Source organism: Dyadobacter sp. BHUBP1 (genome assembly GCF_050587785.1).
In the GTDB taxonomy this organism is placed as follows: Bacteria; Bacteroidota; Bacteroidia; order Cytophagales; family Spirosomataceae; genus Dyadobacter.
The window spans coordinates 20,958-34,423 of sequence record NZ_JBOBIH010000002.1 but is presented as its reverse complement, the minus strand read 5'-3'; the positions used below and the strand labels follow the sequence as shown (position 1 = coordinate 34,423).

The window sequence follows — 13,466 nt, the reverse complement described above, 5'->3', positions numbered from 1 at the left end:
GGATTGCCCCAGTGAAACGGATCATGCAAATCCTTTGTTCAATCTGTAACGGACGTTCAAAAATAGAACTTTCGACATTATCAACGTACCTTTGCAGAGTAAAAACGAGTTTTAGTTTAAAACTATTTTTTCATTAACCCGATTAATGAGTAACAATACAAACCCGATTGCGCTGGACTCCATCGAAGATGCCATCGAAGCAATCAAAAGAGGGGAGCTTATCATCGTAGTCGATGACGAGGACCGTGAAAATGAAGGTGATTTTATCTGCGCTGCCGAGCTGGTAACGCCGGAAATAGTCAATTTTATGGCAAGGGAGGGCCGCGGGCTCATTTGCGTGCCGATTACCGAAGAGCGCTGCGCCGAACTTGAACTGGAAATGATGGTGGGCAACAACACCGCCCTGCACGAAACGGCATTTACTGTTTCCGTAGACCTGCTCGGGCATGGTTGTACTACCGGTATTTCAGCCAGCGACCGCTCCAAAACCATCCAGGCGCTCGTCAGCAAGGACACCAAGCCTACGGATCTCGGACGCCCCGGCCATATTTTCCCATTGAAAGCCAAAAGAGGCGGTGTGCTTCGCCGCACCGGCCATACCGAAGCTGCGATCGACTTTCCGCGCCTGGCAGGCTTGTCGCCGGCAGGCGTTTTGGTGGAAATCCTGAATGAAGATGGTTCGATGGCGCGCCTGCCTCAGCTGCGCGAAATCGCTAATCGCTTCAATCTGAAACTCGTCAGCATTAAAGACCTGATCGAATACCGCCTCCGCGAAGAATCGCTGATCAAACGCGAGATCGGCGTGGATATGCCTACCAAATGGGGCCATTTCGACCTGATCGCCTACCGCCAGATCAATACGGGCGACCTGCACCTTGCTTTGGTGAAAGGAACCTGGGAAAAGGACGAGCCCGTGCTTGTACGCGTACACTCGTCGTGTGTGACGGGAGACATTTTCGGCTCCTGCCGTTGCGACTGCGGCCCCCAGCTCCACGCCGCCATGGAAATGGTGGACCAGGCCGGCAAAGGTGTAATCGTTTATATGAACCAGGAAGGCCGTGGAATCGGTCTTTTGAATAAACTGAGAGCCTATAAATTACAGGAAATGGGCCGCGATACCGTGGAAGCTAACCTCGAACTGGGCTTCCCGATGGACGACCGCGATTATGGCGTGGGTGCGCAGATTTTGCGTGACCTCGAACTCACCAAAATCAAGCTCATTACAAATAATCCAAAGAAACGCGCCGGGCTGATCGGCTATGGTCTCGAAATCGTGGATTCTATAGGCATTGAAATTCCTGCCAATCCGTACAACGAGAAATATCTGCTCACCAAGCGTGATAAAATGGGCCATAACCTGAACAATCTGACCATCGTAGGACATAACAAAGGACTATGACGATCGAAACCGTCCAGACCGACGCTGATATCCTCAAATGCCGCGGCGCTATCCAGGCGCTGCGGCCATTGCTGACCGACGATGTTTATATCGACGCCGTTAAGCAAACCCTTGCCGACAACCGGCAAATCATTTTCATCGAAGACGGCAGCCCTGACGCCGCCGCAGTGGCCGTTTTTGAAACCGGTTACAATCTTTTTCGTGGAAAATACATCTACATCGACGATCTTTCGACTTTGCCGACGCAACGCGGGAAGGGCTATGCAGGAATGCTGCTCGATTGGATCGCAACATATGCCCGGGAAGAAGGATTCAACGAAATCCATCTCGATTCCGGCGTCAATGCCGCCCGGACGGACGCGCATCGGCTTTATCTCAATAAAAGATTTCAGGTTGCCAGCCTGCATTTTGTTGCCAGGGTCTGATTTTTTACCACAGATTTGCCGGCAATTTTAGCACATAACTACATGACAATCGATCAGGTTTTTGAAGCATTTGATACCCTTCGTGTACTGGTAATCGGCGACGTAATGCTCGATTCCTATGTCTGGGGAAAAGTTGAAAGAATATCCCCGGAAGCACCCGTACCGGTGGTCAATGTTCAAAAAAGGGAATACCGGCTGGGCGGCGCAGGCAATGTGTTACTGAATGTACAATCACTGGGTGCAGAAGCCATTATCTGCTCAGTCATTGGTACCGACGCGCCCGGCGACTTACTCGAAAACAGCCTGAAAGAAAAAGGTTTGAACTGCGAAGGCCTGATCCGCAGCGACTACCGCATTACCACTATTAAGGAGCGAATTATTGCCGGCTCTCAGCAGGTAGTGCGCATCGATACCGAAACCGACAAACCGGTTTCCAAATCAGAGACTGAAAGACTGGTAGCGAAGGCCAAGGAATTAATCCCGTCCTGCCAGGTGATTATTTTTGAAGATTACGACAAAGGCGTACTCACACCCGAATCCATCGCCGAAATCACCGCATTCGCCAACGAGCATAATGTACCAACCGTCGTAGACCCCAAAAAGCGCAATTTCCTAGCCTATAACCACGTCACACTTTTTAAACCAAACCTGAAAGAACTCCGCGAAGGTTTAAAAGTGGACTTCAATGTGGATAACCTCGACGAGCTGAAAGCGACTGTACAGCATTTGAAAGATACGCTCCAAGCCAAGGGCGCATTGATCACATTATCGGAAAGAGGCGTTTTCATTGATCTCAACGACGAAACGCACAAATTACCTGCCCATATCCGTCAGATAGCCGACGTTTCCGGCGCGGGCGATACGGTGATCAGCATTGCCGCATGCTGTGTGGCATTGGGCCTTCCGCCGAAAAGCGTCGCTGCCATCTCAAACCTCGGCGGCGGGCTGGTATGTGAAATGGTGGGCGTGGTACCTATTGACAAAGCATTGTTGAAATCGGAAGCCCAAAAACTGGTGTAGCTACCAGTTAATACCACCCTCTCCGAGGCTCATTCTTCGCATAAATTTGGACGACAATCGCGACCGGCTCGTGATGTAGCGTACACTCGCGCCTATGTAAGGCGTCGTCGCGGGCGTGTACGAGCTAAGGTTTTCGCGGGCACTATTAAATGTGCGTAGTTGCCGGAATGTGGTCACCCCCGCTTCCACCGACACATTCAGCACCGAAAACAAGTGCGCATTGGCCGCTATGCCGGTTTTAATCTGACGGTAATTTTCGCGGCGTAACGCCTTTTCTTCCGGCGTTTGCACCTGGAACCCGCCGCTATAACCGCTCAATCCCGCCAGGAAATCCACGTTGAACCACTTGGTCGCTTTGTAGTTCGCATTTACCATAAACGGCAACAATGCAGACACGCGCCAATCTTTCCCTAGTCCCTTGTTTATTCCAAATACCGGAATGAACCGCAGCTTCTGGTTGTAAGCCAATACCGATCCGTACATAAACTGCGTGCGAAGCCCGAGGATGTGCATTCTCGCCGCGCCCCCCCAAAAGAATGGCTGTGGACTGAAAAACGTCTCATTGCTTTCCGTCATGCCTAATCCGCCACCATACACCCACAGCCGGTCCTTGATGCTCGCCTGCAAGCGGATCACACCAAGCGATAACGTTTTATAGCCGTTGGATGGATCATTCTTACCATCGAAAGTGGGCTGAATTTGAGTATACTGAGCGATGGCAACTGTGTGAACAGCCCTCAGATCAAATTTTTTCCGCAGACTATAACCCAGCTGCACCTCACTCTGCAAGGGAATAATCCCGAAAAATCCTGTCCTCGAAACGCCGTAATCCCGCGTCCCGTCGAGGCTCGACGGCACATTGTAATCCGCTTTGAGCGTCAGATTTGGATAAAAAAGGCGACTTAGAGAAAAGTGCTGGGCTTGTGCGGGAATAATCAGGCACAGTAGCAGACAGGTTAACAGGTTGCGCGAGTTAGTCATGCAGGGATGTCAGGGGATACGTTAAAATGTTGGCAAATAACGCGAAAAGCAAGGGGGTATTGTGTAACCGGAATCATCATAATTTTGAGAAAAAGTTTGTTGATTTACATACACTATTCCAACAGTTTGCCTTGCCATGATCAAACTCCCTTCTTTAAAAACATTAGGCGACCTCCTCGCGGACACTGTTATCCGCTACAAATGGGTCACGCTGATCGCCCTCGCCAAGACTATTATTTTCATCTGGCTTACTGAAATTCCCTATGACGAGCAGAATATTAAAAATGAGTTGCTGCGCCTGTCGTACGTAGCTACATTAGCGCTGCCGATAGCCCTGGCTATACGGCTTTCCTGCGAACGACGTTCATGGAAATCATATACCGGCCCTGCCATGGTTGTCGTGATGATCGTCGCGTTGGCAATTTATTATTGGCTAATGAACCCTGATCCGGGGTTTAGCGAAACGTATCGGTTCTTTATCCTACTGGCTGGCGCGCATCTGCTCGTTTCCTATTTGCCGTTTATTGGAACCGATGATAAAGAAGGTTTCTGGCAATTCAACAAAACGCTTTTTCTCCAATTCCTTAATGCGACTTTATATTCAGGTACCCTTTTCGTCGGCTTGCTCATTGCCGTGCAAACCGTCAAATACCTTTTCAGGATTGAGTATTCATTTGCCATAGAGGCGGATTTGTTTATGGTCGTGGCCTGCTTCTTTCATACGGTGTTTTTCCTCAGCAAAATTCCAAAACCCACCGAAACGCTGACAGGTTATCCGAATGGTCTGAAAATATTCACGCAGTATGTTCTATTGCCCCTGGAAGTCGTGTACCTGGTCATTCTCTACATTTATTTGGCTAAAATCATCGTACAATGGCAGCTACCGCAGGGCCAGGTCGCCTACCTCGTACTGGCATTTTCGGGCGCAGGGATTTTGGCGTTGTTGCTTTTACATCCGCTTCGCCAAAACATGCAGGAACGTTGGGTCGCTATATTCAGCCGGAGGTATTATCTGGCACTTTTGCCGCTTATTGTACTGCTGTTTACGGGCATATTCAGGCGCATCGGCGATTATGGTATTACCGAAAACCGCTATGTTGTGGCAGTGCTGGCATTCTGGCTGGCCGGTATTACCCTGTATTTCCTCTCCGGCAAGCGCGATGATATCCGCTGGATTCCCATTACACTTTCCATTTTATGTTTCCTGCTGCCGATCGGGCCATGGAACATATTTGCCGTCGCCAAAAACAGTCAATTGAAACAGTTTGAAGAGATATTGACAAGAAATAAGGTTCTGGATACAAACAACCAGATCACCCGGCAAAAGACAGTCACCAAGGCAGACCAGGCGCAACTCATTTCCATTATCAGTTTTTTCAGGATAAGGGAGTTGTCGGGGCTGGAACCCTATTTTGCAGGATTTAAAGAAAAGGACAAAGGCGACTACCGTTATTACGCTGCGATGGAAACAACATTGAACAAGTTTGTCGTCTCTGACAAACAGCTGGAATCCGAAAAATACACCAACCACTCATCCCAATTTGCCAAAAATGCTGCCGGCATGTCGATTACCGGATTCGAGCACGCGCTGTTTATCGATGCCAGCGAGGACAGGCAAATCGGCGACGGACAAGTGGAAGTAAAAATTGAGCAGGGTGGAAAGACATGGACAGTATATCGAAATAAAAAGAAAATAACCGCCTGGAATGTCGCAGACCGTGTGAAGGCGTTGCAAATAGCATTCGGTAATCACGCTGCGGACGTGCCGCAGGACTCACTCGCGCTCATGCATGGAAACTACAAGATGGTGTTCCGGTCGCTCTCTTCCTCCAATAGTAGTTATTACGGCCAAGGTGTTTTGTTTTATAAGTAGACTGTGAGTAGCCAGCGGATAGTCCAAAATCGCATTCGCCGTGTATAATCGTCAGACTTCCAGCTCCATCCAGTAACAGATTATTTTATGAAAAAACTACTATTCCTGCTAGCCATTCTCCCCAGTCTGCATTCAGTTGCCCAAACGACCGAACAAACTTACGCTGAAAAACTCGGCTACCCCAAAGGCAAAAAAGTCCTGATTATCCATGTCGACGACGTGGGAATGTCTTATGAATCCAATCAGGGCGCCATCAAAGCTATTCGTGAGGGCGTCGCCAACTCACTGAGCGTTATGATGCCCTGCGGCTGGGTGCCGGGTTTTGTACATTATTGGAAAGAGAATAAAGACATCGACGCCGGCCTGCATTTGACCATGACATCGGAATGGAAAGACTATCGCTGGGGACCGCTGGCAGGCAAGAACCAGGTGAAAGGACTTACCGACCCGGAAGGTGCATTATGGCGCGGCGTTGCGGACGTTGTCAAAAATGCTTCTCCCGATGAAGTTGAGACCGAAATCCGCGCCCAGCTCGAACGCGCACGTACGATGGGCTTTGAACCTACCCACCTCGACTCGCATATGGGTACGCTCTTCGCGACGCCCGAGTTTTTGGAAAGGTATTTAAAGGTAGGAATGCAGGAGAAGATCCCAGTGATGTTCCCTGGCGGACATAACACGGCTATTCGGGGCGAGGAGAAAATGATTGCAGAACGCTTCGAAATGACGCAAAAAGTGGGCAAACAACTCTGGGCAGCAGGATTGCCCGTGCTCGACGACCTTGAAAACAGCAGCTATGGCTGGAAAGGCCCGGAAAATGGCGACAAATCCGAAAAAGCGTTGCAGAAATACAAAACCGCCAAATACATTGAAGCGATCGGTAAATTGAAACCCGGCCTCACGATGGTGATCATGCATTGCACCATCCACACCGAAGTCTTCCCCCACATTTCCGACTCGTGGCCGACACGCGAAGGGGATTTCCTGGCCATGATCGACCCAGAATTGCGGAAGTATATTGAGAAGGAAGGGATTATTTTGACGACCTGGCGGGAGGCAATGCAACGTAGACAGAAGGTGAAGTAGAACTTCGGCTTTCGGCAGTCGGCTTTCAGACTTTTTTCGAACAACGGCAATCCATACCGCCGCCGACTACGGGTTGTCGTTGTTCAATTCTTCCCAAATACGTTGTAATTCTTCGACATCCCCGAGATCCTTGTGTCTTGCGGCGGCTTTCTTTTCTGCTATTAAATCGCGTAAATGGAGCACTCGGAAGGGCACCCCGTTGTAATCGGCCAACAGTGCCCTTTCATAGCATGCATCAAAATCGGTCTCGGCGAAAGCTCTCAAAGCATGTCCCAAATCCAGTTCGAAACCTGATTTTCCGAAACGCACGGACGTCCAGCCGAAAATAAGCGGCATTGTTCTTAAAAGCTCAGCACCTACGACATCATTTTCAAGTAAGGCACGAACAAATGCTTCCGTATTTCCGTAGGTATTTCCGATCCACAAATCCATATCCAATGTGGTGCGGATATGGCCGTGAACGACCCCGGCCATGCCTCCTACCAAAAGGTATCGGACCTGATGCTGGTTAAAACTTTTCAAAAGTTGCAAAACGTCCTCGCTGCTAATATCCATCGAATGCTTGTTTCTGTTTCTGGGATTCGAACGATATAGCTTGTCTGCAACACCATTCAAGCGAATGAATGCTTCCAGATTCTCGGAATGTTGCTTGGTTAATGTATTCGCAGGCATAGGAAGTCGAGCAGTATTTTGAGTAAAAATAAACAATGCCCGGAAAATCTCCCGGGCATTGCCACTATCAATATTTCGACAGCCGAAAGCCGACAGCCGAAGTCTTACATCTTACAAATCAATCGCCTCACCGTAAGCCGCCTCGGTTGCGCCTTTCAACGCTTCCGACATGGTTGGGTGCGGGTGTACGGAACGCATGATCTCGTGCGATGTAGTTTCGAGCTTGCGGGCTACTACTACTTCTGCGATCATTTCGGTCACGTTCGCGCCGATCATGTGGGCTCCGAGGAACTCGCCATATTTTGCGTCGAAGATTACTTTTACGAAACCGTCGGTAACGCCCGCTCCCACCGCCTTACCAGACGCTTTGAATGGGAATTTACCCACTTTGATATCGTAACCTGCTTCTTTCGCTTTTTTCTCGGTGAAACCTACCGATGCGATTTCAGGCTGGCAGTAAGTACATCCAGGGATGTTGCCGTAATCGAGTGCTTCGGTTTTGTGACCTGCGATTTTTTCCGCGCAGATGATACCTTCGGCAGTTGCCACGTGCGCCAATGCCTGGCCAGGTGTGCAATCGCCAATCGCGTAGAATCCTGGAACGCTGGTTTCATACCATTCGTTAACCACGATTTTACCTTTGTCGGTTTTAATACCGGTTTCTTCCAGACCGATGTTTTCGATATTTGCAACGATACCAGCCGCTGAAAGCACTACGTCTACTTCGAAAGTTTTCTCGCCATCCGGAGTCTTAACAGACACTTTGCAGCCTTTCCCGCTTGTATCCACTTTCTCCACCGAAGAGTTTACCAAAGTTTCGATGCCGATCTTTTTGTATTGCTTCGCGATTTCTTTTGAAATCTCCTCGTCTTCAACCGGAACCAGATTCGGGAGGAATTCCACTACGGTAACCTTGGTTCCCATTGAGTTATAAACGTAAGCAAACTCCATTCCGATCGCGCCTGAACCGATTACCAGCATGGAAGCCGGCTGCTTTTCGAGGCTCATCGCCTTGCGGTATTCGATGATCTTCTGTCCGTCGAGCTTGATGTTCGGCAACTCGCGTGCGCGTGCACCTGTTGCGATAATGACCCCTTTTGAAGCGCTATAATCGGTCTTTTTGCCGTCTTTGTCAGTGACTTCTACCGTTTTCTGGCCTTTCACTTTGCCGGTGCCCATGATGACGTCGATCTTGTTCTTTTTCATCAGGAACGACACCCCTTTGCTCATCGTATCGGCCACGCCGCGGCTGCGTTTGATTACCGCTCCGAAATCAGCCGATGAGTCGCTTACATTGATACCATAATCCTTTGCGTGCTTGATGTACTCGAAAACCTGAGCACTTTTCAGCAGCGCTTTTGTTGGAATACAACCCCAGTTAAGGCAAATCCCTCCTAAACTTTCTTTTTCAACAATAGCAACTTTAAGTCCTAATTGGGAAGCACGAATGGCTGCGGGATAACCCCCGGGGCCGCTACCAATTACAATCACATCATATGTTTGAGCCATTTTCCGGTATTTTTATTGTACGAAATGGGTTGACAAAATTTTGACGCAAAGGTAATAATTATCGTCAGAAATTGGTCAGGAATTAGTCAGGCCTGGTCAGATGTTGTCAGGTGTGGTCGGGAATTAGTCAAGTGGGTTAGAAAATGGTCAGGTGTGGTCAAGTGTAGTCAGGAAGTCATTTGTTGTGAAGCTGATAAGGTTATTACAAGTTGTTACCAAAGGGAGATTCTGGCGTATCAATTTGGTAACAAACGGGCTGCATGATGAAACCGGAAGAACTGCAAGTATACCAGCTGGCAATGGTGATTGGCGACGAAATATGGCGAATAGTAGACGATTGGAGCTATTTTGTGAAAGATGCGTTTAGCAAACAACTGATCCGGGCTGCCGATTCTATCGCTGCCAACATCGCCGGGGGCGTTGGAAGATACCACTATAAAGAGAATCTGAACTTCTGCTACTATTCTAGGGGTTCTTTAAGGGAAACAGTAACCTGGCTTCCCAAAGCATTAAACAGGAATCTGATTTCTAAGGAAAAATTCACAGAATTGAAGCAACTTTGTGAGTTGTTATCCATTAAACTTAACAACTACATCAAAACAATAGGCAACGGCTTGCGGTGATTCAAGCAGGAAATAGTCACAACAAATGACCACACCTGACAAATCATGACAACCCATGACTAGACTTGACCACAACCGTCAAAGCCTGAGCCCAAACAGCGAAGCATTTTTTTAACTTAAATTCAAAAAATTCAATGACTGCAGAGCAATTGAAAGACTTGAAAGCCCGTGTAGAGGCTTTGGGGAGGTATCTTTGACTACGCTAACCGGAAACAACAGCTAGGACAACTTGAACAGCAGACTGTTCAGCCGGAATTCTGGAACGACTCAACCCGCGCGGAAAAGGTCATGAAGGAAATCCGCGGATTGAAATTCTGGACCAACGGATACGAGGAACTCGCGCGCCTGCGCGACGACCTGGACACGATCTGGGAATTTTATGAAGCCGACGAAGCCACCGAAGAGGAGGTGGACGAGGAAGGCAAAAAACTCGCCGACAAACTGGACGAAATCGAGTTCAGGAAAATGATGGGCGAAGAGGGCGATGAACTCCCGGCCGTGATCGAGATCAACGCGGGAGCGGGTGGTACCGAGTCGCAAGACTGGGCGTCGATGCTCATGCGGATGTACATCATGTGGGCGGAGAAAAATGGTTACAAGGTCCGCCAGGTGGATTTGCAGGATGGCGATGTGGCCGGAGTGAAATCCGTGACCCTCGAAATCGACGGTGAATATGCCTACGGCAACCTGAAATCGGAGAACGGCGTGCACCGCCTCGTCCGCATTTCGCCATTCGACTCGAATGCGCGCCGGCATACTTCCTTCACCTCTGTGTATGTGTACCCGCTCGCGGACGACAACATCGAGATCGAAGTGAATCCAGCCGACATCACCTGGGACACTTACCGATCAGGCGGTGCCGGTGGGCAAAACGTAAACAAGGTAGAAACCGCGGTACGTTTGCACCACAAGCCTTCGGGCATCATTATCGCGTGCCAGCAGGAACGTTCGCAGCTGATGAACAAAGAGGTAGCGATCCGCTTGCTGAAATCGCGCCTCTATCAGATCGAGCTCGAAAAGCGCAACTCGGCACGGGCCGAAGTGGAAGCTTCGAAACGTAAAATCGAATGGGGCTCGCAAATCCGCAGCTACGTCCTCGACGACCGCCGCGTAAAAGACCACCGCACCGATTACCAGACTTCGAATACCGAAGCGGTACTGAATGGCGATATTAATGGGTTCATCAAGGCCTATTTGATGGAAGCATAAGATTAATCTAAAAGACCTCTCAAACGGCTGCTTCAATGAGTACGGCGTTTGGAGGTCTTTTTGTTTTAGCTTAAATTTAATATTCCTATCAAACTTAATTGCGCTATGACAGGGGTCAGATACAATACCGACGCACAGGGACATAAAACCGAAGTGATTATCGATCTGAAAAAACACGGTCAGATAGTCGAGGATATTCTGGACGCTCTCTTAGTCGAAGAAAGGAGAAATGAAGAATCAATTTCCTTCGAAGAGTTTGTGCAACAATTAAAAGCCGAAGGCAAATTTGATGAATGAGGTTTATGAAGTCATCATTAATAGTTCGGCACAGAAAGATGTCAAAAAGCTTCCCGCGCAGGAAATCAAAAAAATAGTCCCGGCCATTCGCCTACTGGCCAACGATCCGAGACCGACGGGTTGTAAAAAGTTGGTCACTACAAAAAATACTTATCGGGTTCGGGTCGGAAATTATAGGATACTCTACTGCATTGAGGATCAAATCAGAATTGTAGAAGTGTCGGCAGTAAAACATCGCCGGGAAGCCTATGAATGATCATCATTCCAAAAATCTTCCATTTCAGAAACTAGGCTCCGGCCCGAATGTGCTCCTTGCATTCCACGGCATCGGACAAGATGGCACCGGGTGCTTTGCGGCCATCGAGAAAACGCTCGGTACGCATTATACCATCTACGCATTCGACCTTCCCTTTCACGGCCAGCATAGCGACGCCGCATTTGAAGTCATTTCAAAAGCCGATTGGAAAAACAGCGTCGCCCATTTCCTCAATCAAAACAACATTTCCCGCTTCGACATTACCGGTTTCAGCATTGGCGGGCGCTTTGCGCTGGCCACGCTGGAAGCATTTCCTGAAAAAATCGACCATGCCTTCCTGATCGCGCCCGATGGCGTGTCCGAGCATCCTATGTATGCGCTCGCGACACGCGTTCTGCCTGCGCGATGGATTTATGGGTGGCTGATGCGGCATCCCGGTGTGTTTTTTCCCGGCGTTCGCGTGGCGAGGACGTTGAAACTGGCGAGTAAAAGCCTGGTAAGGTTTACGCAGCAGGTTTTAAATACACCCGAAAAAAGACAGACAATTTACCGCTCCTGGGTCGCATTCCGGGATCTGCGGTTTGATATTTCCGCATTAGTCAAAACGGCGAATGCGAATCAGGTAACGATTTACCTTTTTGCGGGCGTTTATGATAGTTTGCTGAAACCAAAAGCAGTAAAGAAGCTGGCGGAGCTGCTTCCCGAAAACCAATATATTGAACTAAAAAGCGGCCACACGCGCCTGGTAGAGCACGCGGCCGCATGGATTTGCACTTTATTTAAGTAAATTGGGAAAACCTAATCCCGATTTATGGAGCAAACTTTACACAAAGACGATACAGGCTGGCGCCTTAAAGCCATTATCGGCGGATCGGCCGGTAACCTCGTCGAATGGTACGACTGGTACGCTTACTCCGCATTCTCCCTCTATTTTGCCAATACATTCTTTCCCGATTCAAACCCCACGGTCCAGCTCATCAATACCGCGGGCATTTTCGCCGTAGGTTTCTTAATGCGCCCGATCGGTGGTTTCGTGTTTGGAAAACTGGCTGATAACCGCGGACGTAAGGTAGCAATGACGGTGTCGGTACTGCTGATGTCGCTCGGTTCGCTCCTGATCGCATTCCTGCCGGGTTATAACAGTATTGGCATTGCTGCGCCATTGTTGCTGTTGGTCGCCCGATTATTGCAAGGACTCAGCGTCGGCGGCGAATACGGCACTTCCGCCACGTACCTCAGCGAAGTAGCCACCGAAGAGAAACGCGGCTTCTTTTCCAGTTTTCAATATGTGACGCTTATCGGCGGGCAGCTCATTGCATTAGGTTTGCAACTCATTTTACAAAATATCTTCCTCACCGACCAGCAAATGCACGACTGGGGCTGGCGCATTCCGTTCGTGATCGGGGCATTGCTATCGTTGGTAGCATTGTACCTCCGCGCACATCTGAATGAAACCGAAGCTTTTCAATCCAAAGACTTAAAAGCAAAAAAGGAAGGCTCGCTAAAAGAGCTGATGAAGCATCCGAAGGCCATTCTGGTAGTAATAGGCCTTACTTCGGGCGGTACGTTGGCCTTTTACACCTACACGACTTACATGCAGAAGTTCCTGGTCAACACAGTGGGGCTTACGAAATACCAGTCGACAATACTCACCTTTTGTTCGCTCTTCATCTTTGCCGCATTACAGCCCGTTTTCGGGGCTCTCAGTGACCGCATTGGCCGTCGGCCGTTATTGATTGGTTTCGGGGTTTTGGGAACGATTTTTACCTACCCGCTGCTTGCCACGCTGAGTCATACTACCCAAATGTGGCCGGCATTTGGACTGCTGATGGCCGCGTTGATCATTGTAAGTGGCTATACTTCCATTAATGCGGTAGTGAAAGCCGAGCTCTTCCCCGTGGAAGTACGTGCGCTGGGCGTAGGACTACCCTATTCGATTGCCGTGGCGGTTTTCGGCGGAACAGCCGAGTACCTTGCACTGTGGGCCAAAAATCTCGGACACGAAACATGGTACTACTGGTATGTGACCATCTGCATTTTCGTGTCACTGATCGTCTACGTCCGAATGAAGGACACCAAACACACTTCTCTGATCGAAAAACATTGATTTTTAGCT

At 49.2% G+C, this 13,466-nt stretch carries 14 protein-coding genes; 11 read left to right on the top strand and 3 right to left on the bottom strand.

What is annotated here, in order from left to right:
- The first annotated feature begins 145 nt into the window (after positions 1–145).
- The 3 genes from ACQ4MZ_RS06825 to ACQ4MZ_RS06815 are packed head-to-tail and all read left to right on the top strand — an operon-like array spanning position 146 to position 2,844.
- Entirely contained in the window at positions 146–1,399 is a 1,254-nt protein-coding gene (locus tag ACQ4MZ_RS06825) for a bifunctional 3,4-dihydroxy-2-butanone-4-phosphate synthase/GTP cyclohydrolase II (RefSeq protein WP_430843844.1), read from the top strand.
- On the top strand, positions 1,396–1,824 hold the full coding sequence (locus ACQ4MZ_RS06820; RefSeq protein WP_430843843.1) for a GNAT family N-acetyltransferase: 429 nt from the start codon (positions 1,396–1,398) through the stop codon (positions 1,822–1,824). Before ACQ4MZ_RS06825 ends, ACQ4MZ_RS06820 begins: the two co-directional genes overlap by 4 nt.
- Before the next feature lie 42 nt (positions 1,825–1,866).
- Positions 1,867–2,844: a bifunctional heptose 7-phosphate kinase/heptose 1-phosphate adenyltransferase gene (locus tag ACQ4MZ_RS06815; RefSeq protein ID WP_430843842.1), complete on the top strand. Its 978-nt coding sequence runs from the start codon at positions 1,867–1,869 to the stop codon at positions 2,842–2,844.
- Here ACQ4MZ_RS06815 and ACQ4MZ_RS06810 read toward each other — a convergent pair whose 3' ends face one another.
- Entirely contained in the window at positions 2,845–3,825 is a 981-nt protein-coding gene (locus ACQ4MZ_RS06810) for a hypothetical protein (RefSeq protein ID WP_430843841.1), read from the bottom strand.
- A gap of 136 nt (positions 3,826–3,961) precedes the next feature.
- Between ACQ4MZ_RS06810 and ACQ4MZ_RS06805 the strand changes: the two genes are divergently transcribed.
- Entirely contained in the window at positions 3,962–5,698 is a 1,737-nt protein-coding gene (locus ACQ4MZ_RS06805) for a DUF4153 domain-containing protein (protein WP_430843840.1), read from the top strand.
- 87 nt (positions 5,699–5,785) lie between these two features.
- Positions 5,786–6,784: a polysaccharide deacetylase family protein gene (locus tag ACQ4MZ_RS06800; protein ID WP_430843839.1), complete on the top strand. Its 999-nt coding sequence runs from the start codon at positions 5,786–5,788 to the stop codon at positions 6,782–6,784.
- 66 nt (positions 6,785–6,850) lie between these two features.
- On the opposite strand, the gene ACQ4MZ_RS06795 is transcribed toward ACQ4MZ_RS06800, so the two are convergent.
- The gene (locus ACQ4MZ_RS06795) at positions 6,851–7,456 is read right to left on the bottom strand and encodes a hypothetical protein (RefSeq protein WP_430843838.1); all 606 of its coding nucleotides are present in this window, start codon (positions 7,454–7,456) and stop codon (positions 6,851–6,853) included.
- A gap of 111 nt (positions 7,457–7,567) precedes the next feature.
- Complete coding sequence (gene lpdA / locus ACQ4MZ_RS06790) at positions 7,568–8,965, bottom strand: dihydrolipoyl dehydrogenase (RefSeq protein ID WP_430843837.1); 1,398 nt, start codon at positions 8,963–8,965, stop codon at positions 7,568–7,570.
- A gap of 260 nt (positions 8,966–9,225) precedes the next feature.
- Between lpdA and ACQ4MZ_RS06785 the strand changes: the two genes are divergently transcribed.
- The 6 genes from ACQ4MZ_RS06785 to ACQ4MZ_RS06760 all read left to right on the top strand — a co-directional run bounded on the left by ACQ4MZ_RS06785 (position 9,226) and on the right by ACQ4MZ_RS06760 (position 13,457).
- Positions 9,226–9,588 (top strand): four helix bundle protein, encoded by a 363-nt coding sequence (locus ACQ4MZ_RS06785; RefSeq protein ID WP_430843836.1) that lies wholly within the window; start codon positions 9,226–9,228, stop codon positions 9,586–9,588.
- Between the two features lie 134 nt (positions 9,589–9,722).
- Positions 9,723–10,797, top strand: a protein-coding gene (gene prfB / locus ACQ4MZ_RS06780) for a peptide chain release factor 2 (protein ID WP_430843835.1) whose coding sequence is annotated in 2 segments (ribosomal slippage) — positions 9,723–9,782 and positions 9,784–10,797 — 1,074 coding nt in all. Because the reading frame shifts where the segments join, the coding sequence is not laid out codon by codon here.
- Between the two features lie 105 nt (positions 10,798–10,902).
- The gene (locus ACQ4MZ_RS06775; protein WP_430843834.1) at positions 10,903–11,094 is read left to right on the top strand and encodes a hypothetical protein; all 192 of its coding nucleotides are present in this window, start codon (positions 10,903–10,905) and stop codon (positions 11,092–11,094) included.
- A complete protein-coding gene (locus ACQ4MZ_RS06770; protein ID WP_430845343.1) occupies positions 11,087–11,350 on the top strand; it encodes a type II toxin-antitoxin system RelE family toxin in 264 nt (87 codons plus the stop codon). The genes ACQ4MZ_RS06775 and ACQ4MZ_RS06770 overlap by 8 nt, the downstream gene beginning before the upstream one ends.
- On the top strand, positions 11,343–12,137 hold the full coding sequence (locus ACQ4MZ_RS06765; RefSeq protein ID WP_430843833.1) for an alpha/beta fold hydrolase: 795 nt from the start codon (positions 11,343–11,345) through the stop codon (positions 12,135–12,137). Before ACQ4MZ_RS06770 ends, ACQ4MZ_RS06765 begins: the two co-directional genes overlap by 8 nt.
- A gap of 24 nt (positions 12,138–12,161) precedes the next feature.
- Positions 12,162–13,457, top strand: coding sequence for an MFS transporter (locus ACQ4MZ_RS06760; protein WP_430843832.1), 1,296 nt, complete (start codon positions 12,162–12,164; stop codon positions 13,455–13,457).
- Positions 13,458–13,466 lie beyond the last annotated feature (9 nt).

Coding starts and splice junctions, on each gene's coding strand:
- ACQ4MZ_RS06825 (WP_430843844.1), top strand. CDS start 146: ATGAGTAACAATACAAACCCGATTGCGCTGGACTCCATCGAAGATGCC.
- ACQ4MZ_RS06820 (WP_430843843.1), top strand. CDS start 1,396: ATGACGATCGAAACCGTCCAGACCGACGCTGATATCCTCAAATGCCGC.
- ACQ4MZ_RS06815 (WP_430843842.1), top strand. CDS start 1,867: ATGACAATCGATCAGGTTTTTGAAGCATTTGATACCCTTCGTGTACTG.
- ACQ4MZ_RS06810 (WP_430843841.1), bottom strand. CDS start 3,825: ATGACTAACTCGCGCAACCTGTTAACCTGTCTGCTACTGTGCCTGATT.
- ACQ4MZ_RS06805 (WP_430843840.1), top strand. CDS start 3,962: ATGATCAAACTCCCTTCTTTAAAAACATTAGGCGACCTCCTCGCGGAC.
- ACQ4MZ_RS06800 (WP_430843839.1), top strand. CDS start 5,786: ATGAAAAAACTACTATTCCTGCTAGCCATTCTCCCCAGTCTGCATTCA.
- ACQ4MZ_RS06795 (WP_430843838.1), bottom strand. CDS start 7,456: ATGCCTGCGAATACATTAACCAAGCAACATTCCGAGAATCTGGAAGCA.
- lpdA (WP_430843837.1), bottom strand. CDS start 8,965: ATGGCTCAAACATATGATGTGATTGTAATTGGTAGCGGCCCCGGGGGT.
- ACQ4MZ_RS06785 (WP_430843836.1), top strand. CDS start 9,226: ATGATGAAACCGGAAGAACTGCAAGTATACCAGCTGGCAATGGTGATT.
- ACQ4MZ_RS06775 (WP_430843834.1), top strand. CDS start 10,903: ATGACAGGGGTCAGATACAATACCGACGCACAGGGACATAAAACCGAA.
- ACQ4MZ_RS06770 (WP_430845343.1), top strand. CDS start 11,087: ATGAATGAGGTTTATGAAGTCATCATTAATAGTTCGGCACAGAAAGAT.
- ACQ4MZ_RS06765 (WP_430843833.1), top strand. CDS start 11,343: ATGAATGATCATCATTCCAAAAATCTTCCATTTCAGAAACTAGGCTCC.
- ACQ4MZ_RS06760 (WP_430843832.1), top strand. CDS start 12,162: ATGGAGCAAACTTTACACAAAGACGATACAGGCTGGCGCCTTAAAGCC.